This is a genomic window from uncultured Gimesia sp. (genome assembly GCF_937919775.1).
Taxonomy (GTDB): domain Bacteria; phylum Planctomycetota; class Planctomycetia; order Planctomycetales; family Planctomycetaceae; genus Gimesia.
On the sequence record NZ_CALFPF010000118.1, the window covers coordinates 1 to 12,697 of the forward strand.

The window sequence follows — 12,697 nt, forward strand, 5'->3', positions numbered from 1 at the left end:
CGGGCAAAACATATATCCCCTGACTCAGCTTGATCGAAGAAGTTTCAACCAGCTGCTTTTCATCAATGTCTTCATATTCCCCTTCTCTGCCTAAAGGGCATGCTGTTATTAAATTCTTATTGCTGATGAGATAGACACCATTAAAATGATCTTGCTGAATCCGTTTGTAAATCCAGTTTTGATCTGCAATCAGCCGGCTACTCTCAAACTGATGCTTCCCGTCTGATGAATTGCGAAAGTCGCATAACAGAACCCAGTCTTCCGCATTGGAATCACCGGGCCAGTTCACTTGAAATTGAACGGGGACTTTTTCCGGTGCCTCTGCCGGGCAAATGATTGTCTGTGAATAATTTCGGCCGGGTATCACAGTTACAAACTGATGAAAAGACTCTCCCCAGGGAGAATTCAAATTCAGTTGATATCTCCCCCAGGGAAGAATCCCAAAATCTAGAGTTCCCGCTGCATTGCTGACTGCATCCAGCGAAAACGACTCTGTCTGATTTCCACTTTTTGTCAACGTCCCTTTAAAGTTGACGGCCGGTTTTTTGTCTTTATTGTCTTGAATCAGTTGAAATGAAATCTGATTCATACCTTCACTGCTGGCATTGGCTGCAGCCTGTTGTTCCTGTTTCAGTTCTTTCAGCTGATCCAGTATTTGCTGATCTCTGCCAGCCGGGGCCACTGGTTGTGGTCGATCAGCAATCGCCACCAACTGCTCCAGCATCTTGTGGTTCACCACCCGGCTCTCCTGCACCAGGATCCAGGCAATTCCCACTACAGCGATACAGCAAACTGCCATCACAGCTGAGATTCCAGTCATAATACGTTGCGACATAATTTTCTCCTGCATTGCGTCGAGCCAGAGTTGGCGGGCGATTTTGATGGGATCACCGAACTGATTGATTACGCGTTGTTTTGCTGTCTGCTCGTCCGGATTCTTCAATAACTCTCGATTCAAGGCACAGACAAAGTGGTCGCTGAGTTCATCAATGATATCCTGCCGCAGCGACGACGGTTCATCGTCGCGGTGGTGAGGAAAATCGTCGATGCTGATCTCAGGCCAGGCCACTTTGTGCTCCCAGAATACGATCGATGGCGGAGGAGAACTGCTTCCATTCCTGCCGTTTTTCGTTCAAGGCTTTCTGCCCCTGTATGGTCAATTCGTAATACTTACGTCTGCGACCATCGACTTCCCGCCAGAACGATTTCAACAGTTTCTTACGCTGCAGTTTATGCAACGCCGGGTAGAGGCTTCCCTCTTTCAGCTCGAACTCATTCGACGAGCGATTGGTCACCTGCTGCGTGATTTCATAACCATACGTGGGCCCTTCGGAAACCAGTTCCAGAATGAGCATCTCCATCGTGCCTGCAAATAATTGAGGATTCATTGTATTTACTCCAATACATAGGATGACTACATATACCATATATAGCCGCTCTATGTATTGGCTGTCAAGATAATTTTTTGAGATTGGAAAATTGGGCCATATTGAAATTGGGGACACAGAATCCTGAGCGGCTCGGCGCCAGCCGCCGTTTCTTGTGCCAGGGTCGCTGTTTCAAAAACGGTGGCTGGCGCCATTCCGCTCACTTTGGTTGGAGACTCATCGGGAAAATATGAGTTTTAAAAGCGTGGATTGTTAGAGGGCATTTGAAACGTTTTCACCGGTTCCCTCTCGTTGGTCTGATCTAATTCGAACCCGGCCAGGCGGGCGGACACATGGGTCCGCACCCTACTTTTTTTGTTCGGTCCATCGTTTCGATTTTCCACGAATGCTCTGCAACATCCTGTTGCCTGCGGCCATTTCGAATGGCATTCGGAACCACCCGTGCAGAGGCGTGCTTAACTTGAAAATCGACGATCAATTCGGGCAGCGTGTGCCACTGTCGGCTGGCCCGACAGTGCGCAGAGTTAACAACCTCACAGCTCTGATTACGATTCAATGCGACCGGCGGTGGCGCAGAATTGATAATAGACTTCTTCGGCTTTCAACAGTTGATCGATCTCAATCCATTCATCAAACGTGTGTGCCTGGGCGATGGAACCGGGGCCGAACACCATTGCCGGGACGCCTCCCTGATTCACACGTGCGGCATGCGTACCATAAGGGACGCCCACTTTTTTGTGACCGGGTTCCACGGTATCGATCACTGAAAGCAAGCGGTCACTCCATTCGCCGTTATTATGATCGGAGAGTGAAACGCCGGTAATCCAGGGGGGCAGCATTTCGAAATCGAAGGGCAGTTTCTGTTTCAGATATTCTTCGACCTGATTCATGACGACGATGCCATCTTCACCGGGAATCACGCGACGATCGATTTCAATCGTGCACCAGTCCGGCACGATGTTGACACTATCGCCCCCTTCGATCACGCCGACACTCAGCGTCGGCGGACCGCACAGCGGATGCGCTTCCATTTGCGAAAGTTCTTCCGCGTAGGCTTCAAGGGCTTTTATGACATCGGCCATCCGGTAAATGGCGTTGATGCCATCCTTCGGCTGGGAACTGTGACAGGCTTTGCCAGTCGTTTTGATTTTCCAGCGCGTCGCGCCCCGATGCGCGACGACAATATCCAGCATCGTTGGTTCGGCGACTAATCCCAGATCAGGCGGCTCTGTCAGAATCTGGCTGAGACCAGAGGGGTTTTCCCACAACTGAACCAGATGTTCGATCCCTTTCACTGTGGCTTCTTCATCGCAGGTGCAGGAGAGAATCACGTTGGCGGCATCAGGCGGGTTGTCTTGCACGAGGCGGGTGAACGCCATCAGCATGGCCGCCATGCCTCCTTTAACATCACAGGCACCCCGTCCGTAGATTTTCCCGTCTTTTTCGGTCCCTTCAAATGCCGGCACGATCATTCCTTCAGCCGGTACCGTATCCTGATGCACGTCCATCAGAATGGTTGGCGCTCCCGGTTTCACTCGGGTGCGGGCGATGACATTATTGCGGCCGGGAACAACTTCGATTGACTCGTATTCGACTCCCAGTTCGGCAAAATAGTCGCATAAAAACTGAGTCAGTTTTCCCTCAAAATAGATATCACCGGAAACAGCGCGTCCCATCGGATTCACGCTGGGAATGGAAATAATTTGTTTTAGCAGCCGAACGGCATCCATGGAAAGTAAACCTTCTACTCAAGCTTATTATATGCATATACAGGCGCTGTATTCGTCATTTTATCACCAGCCAGTGTCCCTCATGAGGGGCCTGATTTCTACTGATACGGCATTCAGATTCTTCAGAAGGTTGAATTTTATGAGGCAGGATGACTCTAATAGAGAGAACATACTTCCCCCCCTTTACGCTGGCCTCGTACTCCAAGGAGCCTCTGATGCGAAAAATACTGAACTGGACTGCCGCTGCGGTCATACTGCTCTTCCTGTCTGCCACGACCCAGGCCGAAAATGATTCCGAGATTCCCGGCATCGGCCCAGTGAGCAAACCAGTAAAACTGTTTACCGATTTGAAATTCACGGAAGGCCCCGCCTTCGATTTAAAGGGAAATCTCTATTTCACCGATATCCCCGACAACAAAATTTACAAGGTCGACTCAAAGGGTGAGCTCTCTGTATTTCTCGAGCCTTCGAATCATTGCAATGGCCTGATGTTGGACGGCGAGAACAGCCTGCTGGCCTGCGAAATGGATGGGCGTCTGGTGAGCATCAATCTGAAAGACAAAAAGGTGACACCGCTGTCAGCCGATTATCAGGGAAAACGGTACAATGCACCGAATGACCTCGTGGTGGATCGTACAGGTGGCGTTTATTTTACCGACCCCCATTTCCGGGCTCCCGAACCGCTGCCACAGGGAACCGTCGCCGTTTATTATCGATCTGCTGAGGGCAAAGTGACCCGTTTGATTGACGATCTGAAAGCGCCGAACGGCGTGATTCTGTCTCCCGATGAAAAAACGCTGTACGTCATTCCCAGTGCGGCCAAGGAAATGTGGTCGTATCCCGTCACGGCGCCGGGGAAAATTGGTGAAGGACACGTGTTCTGTTCGCTCAAACAGCCCGAAGGTTACAAAGAGCCCGGCAGTGGCGGAGACGGGCTGACGATTGATACCAAGGGGAATCTTTATATTACTTCAGGCTTAGGCCTCCAGGTTTTCTCGCCGGAAGGGAAACTGCTGGGAATCATCGAAGTTCCTGAAAAACCCGCGAATGTGACTTTCGGCGGCAAAGATAACGCGAGCCTGTTCATTACCGCACGCACCTCGCTGTATCGGATCGACACGAAAGCTAAAGGACATCGGTTCCCCGGCAAGTCGTCCTGAGTCTCGTAATACGACTGATAAGACTTGTTACGTCTGGTTCGATAATACCTTGAGAGAGATTATCTAAGCGCTGGTCTGGCTGAAAAGCCGATAAAAAGACCAGCGTTTTTTCTATTGTGTGATTCGGATCAGCGGCTTTTTTCCTGGTGCTCTCTTCATAATCAAAATATTTTTTCTGTTTATCATCTTCCCTGCACGCGGGAATTGTGCTGGCTTTACCTAGAAGTCATAATCCAATTTGCTGCTCGCCACAAAGTATAAAATTCGCCGGATTAAGTCTGAAATCATACGTTTTTTCCCCATGACTCGGTTGGAGAATATTGCCCGATGTCTGTTGAAATCAAAGTCCCCTCTGTGGGGGAATCCATTTCCGAAGTCCAAATCGGAGCCTGGCACGCAGAAGAAGGAAAATGGGTCGCTCAAGACAGTGAAATCGTTGAGCTCGAAACCGATAAAGCCACCTTTGATGTGCCGGCCCCCCTGGACGGAATCATTATCGAAATTCTGAAAAAACAGGGTGAAACGGCAGCCGTCGGTGAAGTCATCGGCTATCTGGAAGAAGCCGAACGCCCGGCAGGCACTGCAGAACCCGCTCCCGCGAAAAGCCCGGCCAAAGCAGCAGCCGCTGCCGCCCCGACTTCAGGAAAAAGCGCTGGTGCCGGTGATCGGATCATGCCGGCTGCCGCCAGAGTGATGGCCGAAAAAGGCTTGAAACCTGCTGACGTGAAAGGCTCCGGACCCGGAGGTCGCGTACTGAAAGAAGATGCACTCGCCCATCAGGCCTCTGCCTCGTCTGAGAACGGTGCGTTTCGCGAAGAAGAAATTGTTCCCATGAGTCCCATCCGTAAAAAAATTGCGGAACGTCTCGTGGAAGCACAGTCGAATGCGGCTTTGTTGACCACGTTCAACGAAGTCGACATGTCAGCGGTCATGGAATTACGGGCTCAGTATAAAGACCTGTTCCTGAAAAAATACGATGTCAAACTCGGCTTCATGTCTTTCTTTGTCAAAGCGGTCGTGGACGGTTTGAATCAATTTCCGCAGATCAACGCCGAAATCCGGGGAACTAACCTCGTATTCAAGAATTACTACGACATCGGCATTGCCGTCGGCGGCGGAAAAGGGCTGGTGGTTCCCATTCTGCGAAATGCAGAGCGGCTCAGTTTTGCCGACATCGAGCTCAAGATCAATGACTTCGGCCAGCGCGCCCAGGTCAATAAAATCAGCCTCGAAGAGCTTCAGGGGGGTACGTTTACCATCACCAACGGGGGCGTCTACGGCTCCCTGCTTTCAACTCCCATCGTCAACCCGCCACAGAGCGGTGTTCTGGGGATGCATGGTATCCAGGAACGCCCCGTCGCGATCAAAGGTCAGGTTGTGATTCGTCCCATGATGTATATCGCACTGACTTACGATCATCGTGTCGTGGATGGCAAAGAAGCGGTCGTCTTTCTCAAACGAGTCAAAGAGGTCCTCGAAGAACCATCACGCATGCTGATGGAAGTCTAAGAATCAATCGCTAATTATAGAGACTCTGAAAGGTTTCCTGTCGCTTCAGGAAAAAGAGAAAATGAACCACGATCTGGTTATTATCGGTGCTGGTCCCGGTGGTTATATTGCTGCCATTCGTGCTGCTCAACTGGGTTTGAATGTCGCCTGTATCGAAAAAGAACGCATGCTGGGAGGCACCTGTCTGCGCGTGGGTTGTATTCCCAGTAAAGCACTGCTGGAATCCAGTGAACTTTACAAAGAAGCACAACACAGCTTCAAAGACCGCGGCATCAATGTCGGCTCGTTATCGCTTGACCTGGCCAAAATGCTCAGCCAGAAAGACCGGGTCGTGAAAACGATGGGGGGCGGCATTGACTCTCTGTTCAAGAAAAACAAAATTACCCGCTACTCAGGCCACGCCACCATTACCGCACCGGGCAAGGTCAAAGTGGATGACGGTAAAGAAGTGGTGGAACTCGAAGCAAAACACATTCTGATCGCCACAGGCAGCCAGCCTTCAACTCTACCGGGAATTGAACTGGACGGCGATCGCGTGGGCACCAGCACTGAGGCGCTCGAATACGATCAGGTCCCCAAGCATCTGGTCGTGATTGGCGGCGGGGTGATTGGTCTGGAACTGGGCGCCGTCTGGAGCAGGTTGGGAGCCAAAGTCACGATTCTGGAATACCTGGACCGCATTCTGCCCACCACCGACACCGAGATCGCCAACGAAGCAAAAAAGATCTTCGAAAAACAGGGGATGGAATTTCAGTTAGGCTGCCGCGTGACGGGAGTGAAAGCGAACCGCAAAACCTGCGATGTGGAAATTGCGGACGGCAAAACGATTCGCTGCGACCGCGTGCTCGTCGCTGTGGGCAGACGTCCTAATACGGATCAGCTCGGCCTGGAGCATGTCGGCATTGAAGTTGACAAGCGTGGTTTCATCCCCGTCAATTCCCATTATGAAACAAATGTAAAAGGAATTTACGCGATCGGCGATGTGATTGGCGGCGCGATGCTGGCCCACAAAGCGGAAGACGAAGGGGTCGCTATCGCCGAATATCTGGTGACCGGATACGGCCACGTCAATTACGATGCAATTCCCAGCATCGCTTATACCAATCCGGAAATTGCCGCGGTGGGCAAAACGGAAGAGCAGCTTAAGGAAGCGGGCATTGAATACAACAAAGGCTCTTTCCCGTTTCTGGCCAACGGTCGCGCCCGTGCGATGGGACAAACCGAAGGTCGGGTTAAGATGCTGGCCGACAAACATACCGACCGCATTCTAGGCGTCCACATCATCGGACCGCGTGCCGGGGATCTGATTGCAGAATGTGCCGTCGCGATGGAATTCGGGGCCAGCAGCGAAGACATTGCCCGTTGCTGCCACGCGCATCCGACATTGGCGGAAGCGGTCAAAGAAGCCGCGCTCGCCGTTGATAAGCGTGCACTCAATTTCTGAGATGCTGGAATCAAGCCGCCACTTTTCTGATACGATTCTGCCCACTCCCGCAGAAAATCTGGCGCTGGATGAAGCTCTGCTCTATCAGATCAACGAACAGAATTCCGCCGGCTGTCTGCGAATCTGGGAAGTAGATCAATATGCGGTGGTCCTGGGCAGTTCCAATCAGGTCGCCGCGAATGTGAATCAGGCGGCCTGCCGACAGGATCGCATTCCCGTTCTCAGACGCTGCACCGGTGGCGGCACGGTTTTGCTGGGGCCGGGATGTTTCATCTTTTCGTTGTTTCTGCGGATCACCGCCGAGCAACATCTGGCAGGCATTGAAGCCACCACACAGGCCATTTTAAATCGTATTTCCGCGACCCTCAACCGGATCAAGCCGGAATCAAAAGTCGAACTCCGGGGAATCAGTGACTTAACGGTTCAGGGACAAAAATTTTCCGGTAATTCACAACGCTGGTTGACGACGACACTCCTGCATCATGGCACGATGCTTTACGACTTTGACCTGGATCGGATTCCCCGCTATCTGACCAGTCCCGAACGGGAGCCGGAATACCGCAGCCAGCGCGACCATCTCGATTTTGTCACAAACTATCCCCTCAGTCAGGCGGAACTCACACGGGCTTTCATCGAGACCTGGCACGCTCGCTCAGCAGAACCTGAGCTGCCACTCGAACGGGTCAAGCAACTGGTGACAGAGAAATATGCGACGGAGAAATGGAATCTCCGCCGCTGATTCACGTTACTGCAGCCAAGTCGCGCGATCAGATTAAGGCTTCCTGAAACGGCTGTTCTTCATCTTCAGTAACCGGTTCCGAAAAGTGATCTTCGATCACGCGCATTTTCTTCCAGTGGCCCGCCTGAAAACGAATCAGATATCCGATTCCCAACACGGCGATATAAGAAGTGCAGGCGGTCCAACTGCCAAACAGTTTTTCGTCGGCATACATCCAGATCAGAAAGGTGGGAATAACCATGACAGCCCAGCCCGCGACCAGCGAATATATCATGCAGAACCGGGTATCACCGGCTCCGCGAATGGCCGAACCGAATACCACAACCATCGCATCGAAAAATGAGAACAGGGCAGCAAACCGCAGCAGTGTCACCGTCATCTGCTTGACCTGCAGAAATTCAGCAGTCACCACTTCCGGTTCGTAGGGGCGCAAAAGCAATTCAGGAAACCCAATATAGATCACGATAAACAGCAACATATATGCAGCCGACACCGCAAACGCTTTCCAGGTCGTGGTGACAGCCAGCAGCGGTCGGCCTTCGCCGACCCGGGTTCCCACCAGCGTCATCACCGCGGTCCCAACTCCCATCATGGGGATAAATGCCAGCGAGTTCAGATTGAAAGCAATCGTCGTGGCCGCCAGTTCCATCTTCCCAAAGCGACCGACCAGCACGACAAACAGGGTAAAACCGACAATATCCACAAAAAAGAGCATCCCATTCGGAAAGCCGTAACGAAGCAATCGCAAAAACAATTCCCGATTCCAGCGATAATGATTGAACAAGCCATATTCGCGGGCCTCGTGTTTGGCGCAAATGATCAACACGTAGAAGAGCATTGTAGAGATGTTCGCAATCACGGTCGCAATGGCTGCCCCCTTGATGCCCATCGCCGGAAATGGACCTGCGCCGAAGATCAGACAATAATCCAGAATCATGTTGACGAGCACGCTGGCCAGATTAATCCACATCACGACCATTGTCTTACTGCGTCCCGTGTAAAAACAGGAGAGAACCATCGAGATCAAAGCGGGGCCCGAACCCAGACAGAGAATCGAAAAATAATCGACTTCCAGCGTCTGCACTTCTGCGACGTGACCAATCCAGTAGAATATGTGTGACGAAAGCGGAATGCCAAGTAACAGAATGGCACCCCAGATCAAAGCCAGATAGACCCCCTGCCAGAAAGATTCCGAAACGCGCTGCTTCTGGCCGGCCCCCTCATATTGTGCGATGAAGGTATTCACATAGGTTGCGTTTCCCATCGCGATCGACATGGCTGCCCACTGAATCAAACCCGCGGGCAAAGCAGCAGCAACCGCATCGGTAGACCACCACGTCAAAAAAATTCTGTCAACCACATGCATGATGGAGAGTGACCCGCAACTCAACACCAATGGCACAGCCACATTAGCCAGTTCGCGCAAGCTTCCTGGTTGCAATTTTGAGTGTTGATTTTTAAGGGAAGAATCTCCCATCCTGCACAGATCCAGTCAAAGGAATAAAGGGGCCTGCATACAATCGAGGGGATTGTAGTGAAGAGATATTGAACCATGAAATTCTAATTGGCAGCATAGCAGAAAGTTTTGAAAATGCCTCTTCAGACGACACATCAGATTCACAAGAAGTTCGCAATGAGTTTCTGCGGAAAACGCGCAACTCATGTTCCCCCCGCTTCAGAAAAACGTGTTCATTTCGACATATATTTAAATCTCATCTGGACCTGATTTCCGATTCCTAGTTTAATTCGCGTTTTCCAGCACGGTGTCTCTACAAAATCAATGAGCGAGGCCGAGCAACACATAGCCTGAATTAAAACATAAGTTATTTAACAAGCGATACTTAGTACATGCGTATGACATCAAATAACAGAGAAATCAGTGTGAACAGTTTTGCTAGAATTCTGCATTATGTCTGGCCTTACCGCCGGCGACTGGTCGTTTCCGTCTTTTTCGCAATCCTGGTCGCTGTGCTGTGGGGCGCAAATCTTTCTGTTGCGTTCCCAGTCATCAAAGTTTTACTGGAGGGGGAAAGCCTGAATGAATATGTGCAGAAAAAGATCCATGCGAATGAAGAAATCATTCAGGAAAAACAGGAAGCCCTGAAAGCATTGTCCATCCAGATTCAGCCACAAAAACTGAATCATGCGGCACCCGGTACTCTACCGGAAGAGGCCACTCATTCTGATCTGGCAGAAGCGCCGGTTAACCTGCTAAGTGAGCACTCACGACAACAGCAAAAACTCAGTAACGCGTCGCGAGATCTGTTAGCGTTAAAGTGGGTTCAATCGACTATTATCCCCTGGATTCCTGACGACCATTTCGATACTTTTGCACTCATTCTGGGATTATTATTAATCGCCACTTTTATTAAGGGGCTGTGCATTTTCACACAGGATGTCATCGTGGGCGGCGTGGTCGAACTGGCTACGATGGCGATTCGCAAAGAATGTTTCCGCAAAGTGCTCGATCTGGACTACCAGAGCATCTCCGACGAGGGGACGGCAGAACTCATGTCACGTTTTACATTTGACATGCAGGTGCTATCTCAAGGTCTGATTTTAATGGGGGGCAAGATTGTTCGGGAACCTCTCAAAGCCCTGGCCTGTATCATTTTTGCTTTTCTGATCAACTGGCGTCTGACGCTGCTGTCGTTCGTTTTTGCACCTCTGATTGCCATTGTGTTTTATAAAATCGGAAAAAAGCTGAAACATGCCAGTCAGAGAATGATGGAAAGCATGTCGCGTATTTATAAAACGCTCGAAGAATCCTTTGACAGTTCCAAAGTCATTATCGCCTTTAACGGCGCCCGCAAACATCGCAATCGCTTTCACCACGAGAATAAAGAGTTTTTCAAAAAAGCATTGCGAATTGTCCGCATCGATTCTCTCACAAGTCCGACGACCGAAATGCTGGGAATGATGGCCATTTTTATCGCTTTGATTCCCGGTGCTTATCTGGTCCTGCGCGGAAAAACAGAAATCTGGGGAATACAACTGGCTTCAGCACCAATGGATGTAGCAACCCTCGGCGTGATGTATGCGCTACTGGCAGGAATTACCGACCCTGCCAGAAAAATGTCGTCCGTCTATTCAAAACTCAAACGAACCGGTGCCGCCGCGGAACGTATCTTTGCGATCATCGACCGCGAAACACTGGTTAAAGAAGCTGAGGATCCTCAACGTTTTCCAAAACAACTGGAATCCGTCCATTTCAAAAATATCGATTTTACTTACGCACAACGCAAAGAATCTACCAGAAATAACGAGCCGATTCTCGATGGCGTCAATCTGGAAATTGCCGCAGGTGAAGTCGTACTGGTCGTCGGCGAAAATGGTTCCGGAAAATCCACGCTGGTCAATCTGCTGCCGCGATTTTATGACCCGGATAAAGGCAGCGTGTGTGTGAACGGAATCGATATCCGCGATATTCGCCTGAAAGATCTGAGAAATCATATCGGCGTTGTCTCGCAGGAAACGATGTTATTTGATGACACAATCCTGGAAAACATCCGTTACGGTCGCCCCGAGGCCAGTCGATCGGAAATCGAATCTGTCGCCAGAAAAGCGCATGTCTTACAGTTTGCTGAACAACTGCCCGATGGTTTGCATTATAACGTGGGCGAAAAAGGACACGAGTTATCAGGTGGCCAAAGGCAACGCATTGCACTGGCACGCGCGATTTTGCGAAATCCTGAAATCCTGATTCTGGATGAAGCAACATCAGCCATCGACTCCCAGAGTGAAATTCTGATTCACAAAGCATTGAAAGAATTCGCTCCCGGACGGACGGTCTTCATCATTACGCATTCAATCGGACAAAGCCTGCTTGAATTTGCAACCCGGATCATTGTCATGGATTCCGGAAAAGTGGTCGCCACCGGTCCCCACCACAGTCTGTTAGAAACCTGTCCGATCTACAAGAAACTGTTGAGCGCGCAAATTCTCCAACGTGCTGCCTGAGGTCGTCTCTCTCAGGAACAGATCCGAATCAAGGCTCTTTTTCGGTTTCGATTTCCCCAGAAATCAAAATCTCGACGCGCGGTTCTGAGACTGCTATGATACCAGCAACGCAGGATGGAACCGGTTCCCCGGCATCCTGTATTTCCTTCCCCGCATTTCAGAAACAGGAAATGACCCATGAAACCGACGCTCGCGACCGCTCTGATCGTTTTATTTATCGCCTGCCTGCTGAAATGGGATACTTCATTCTCGCCCCAGGCTCAGGTCAATGCACAGCCACCGACGGATGTAAAAGAAGAACCGCTGACAAGAGCCATTGATCGCTACCTGGAACAAGAACGAGACAGGAAACAGCGCCCCGACAAACCAGAGCAGAACGCCAGACAGCGTGAGAGAGAAGCCATCGGAGCGTTACCTGAGCGGCCGGATCAACAGATGCATCACCGCGACCGGGAAAATATGCACGAGGCACATCGCGATTGGGTACACAATCTTGAACAGCAGAAACATCGCATCGAAAAAATGCATCTCGCAGCGAAAAGCTTAAATGAAGCGGGTCTGCCTGACATGGCCCATCAGATTCATCGGCAAGCGGAAGAACAGGAAGTCCATGTGCGGGAACAGCTCGAAAACGCGAAACGTCTCGGTCACAGACTGCCGCCGCATCCTCCGGAAATTCGCGAACTGCTGCATCAGCTGCAAAATGAAATTCGTGAATTGAAAAAGGAAGTGCACGAACTCAGAGAGATCGTCTCTGCAAGATCTGA

The 12,697-nt window shown here is 50.7% G+C and carries 10 protein-coding genes; 6 read left to right on the top strand and 4 right to left on the bottom strand.

Going from position 1 to position 12,697, the window contains the following annotated elements; translation table 11 throughout:
- The 3 genes from Q0294_RS03245 to Q0294_RS03255 all read right to left on the bottom strand — a co-directional run.
- Positions 1–1,069, bottom strand: a 1,069-nt coding sequence (locus Q0294_RS03245) for a hypothetical protein (protein WP_299460873.1), incomplete at its 3' end; no start/stop codon positions are given.
- Positions 1,056–1,388, bottom strand: a complete 333-nt coding sequence (locus Q0294_RS03250; protein ID WP_299460875.1) for a PadR family transcriptional regulator — start codon at positions 1,386–1,388, stop codon at positions 1,056–1,058. The genes Q0294_RS03250 and Q0294_RS03245, both read right to left, overlap by 14 nt.
- Positions 1,389–1,933: 545 nt before the next feature.
- Positions 1,934–3,118 carry a M20 family metallopeptidase gene (locus Q0294_RS03255; protein ID WP_299460877.1) on the bottom strand — a complete coding sequence of 395 codons (1,185 nt, stop codon included), beginning with the start codon at positions 3,116–3,118 and terminating at the stop codon, positions 1,934–1,936.
- Between the two features lie 215 nt (positions 3,119–3,333).
- On the opposite strand from Q0294_RS03255, the gene Q0294_RS03260 reads away from it, so the two are divergent.
- The 4 genes from Q0294_RS03260 to Q0294_RS03275 all read left to right on the top strand — a co-directional run bounded on the left by Q0294_RS03260 (position 3,334) and on the right by Q0294_RS03275 (position 7,970).
- Positions 3,334–4,278: an SMP-30/gluconolactonase/LRE family protein gene (locus tag Q0294_RS03260; protein WP_299460879.1), complete on the top strand. Its 945-nt coding sequence runs from the start codon at positions 3,334–3,336 to the stop codon at positions 4,276–4,278.
- 327 nt (positions 4,279–4,605) lie between these two features.
- Positions 4,606–5,787, top strand: a complete 1,182-nt coding sequence (odhB, locus tag Q0294_RS03265) for a 2-oxoglutarate dehydrogenase complex dihydrolipoyllysine-residue succinyltransferase (protein ID WP_299460881.1) — start codon at positions 4,606–4,608, stop codon at positions 5,785–5,787.
- Positions 5,788–5,848: 61 nt separating this feature from the next.
- Entirely contained in the window at positions 5,849–7,231 is a 1,383-nt protein-coding gene (gene lpdA / locus Q0294_RS03270; protein WP_299460883.1) for a dihydrolipoyl dehydrogenase, read from the top strand.
- Position 7,232: 1 nt separating this feature from the next.
- On the top strand, positions 7,233–7,970 hold the full coding sequence (locus Q0294_RS03275; protein ID WP_299460885.1) for a lipoate--protein ligase family protein: 738 nt from the start codon (positions 7,233–7,235) through the stop codon (positions 7,968–7,970).
- 28 nt (positions 7,971–7,998) lie between these two features.
- Here the strand turns inward: Q0294_RS03275 and Q0294_RS03280 are convergent, their stop codons facing one another.
- Positions 7,999–9,447 (bottom strand): MATE family efflux transporter, encoded by a 1,449-nt coding sequence (locus Q0294_RS03280; protein ID WP_299460887.1) that lies wholly within the window; start codon positions 9,445–9,447, stop codon positions 7,999–8,001.
- 404 nt (positions 9,448–9,851) lie between these two features.
- Between Q0294_RS03280 and Q0294_RS03285 the strand changes: the two genes are divergently transcribed.
- Both Q0294_RS03285 and Q0294_RS03290 read left to right on the top strand, forming a co-directional pair.
- On the top strand, positions 9,852–11,930 hold the full coding sequence (locus Q0294_RS03285) for an ABC transporter ATP-binding protein (RefSeq protein WP_299460888.1): 2,079 nt from the start codon (positions 9,852–9,854) through the stop codon (positions 11,928–11,930).
- Between the two features lie 177 nt (positions 11,931–12,107).
- A partial coding sequence (locus Q0294_RS03290; protein WP_299460890.1) for a hypothetical protein occupies positions 12,108–12,697 on the top strand: 590 nt, incomplete at its 3' end.

Bases quoted from the DNA above. Each gene is read 5' to 3' on its own strand.
- Q0294_RS03250 (WP_299460875.1), bottom strand. From the start codon at position 1,388: ATGAATCCTCAATTATTTGCAGGCACGATGGAGATGCTCATTCTGGAA.
- Q0294_RS03255 (WP_299460877.1), bottom strand. From the start codon at position 3,118: ATGGATGCCGTTCGGCTGCTAAAACAAATTATTTCCATTCCCAGCGTG.
- Q0294_RS03260 (WP_299460879.1), top strand. From the start codon at position 3,334: ATGCGAAAAATACTGAACTGGACTGCCGCTGCGGTCATACTGCTCTTC.
- odhB (WP_299460881.1), top strand. From the start codon at position 4,606: ATGTCTGTTGAAATCAAAGTCCCCTCTGTGGGGGAATCCATTTCCGAA.
- lpdA (WP_299460883.1), top strand. From the start codon at position 5,849: ATGAACCACGATCTGGTTATTATCGGTGCTGGTCCCGGTGGTTATATT.
- Q0294_RS03275 (WP_299460885.1), top strand. From the start codon at position 7,233: ATGCTGGAATCAAGCCGCCACTTTTCTGATACGATTCTGCCCACTCCC.
- Q0294_RS03280 (WP_299460887.1), bottom strand. From the start codon at position 9,447: ATGGGAGATTCTTCCCTTAAAAATCAACACTCAAAATTGCAACCAGGA.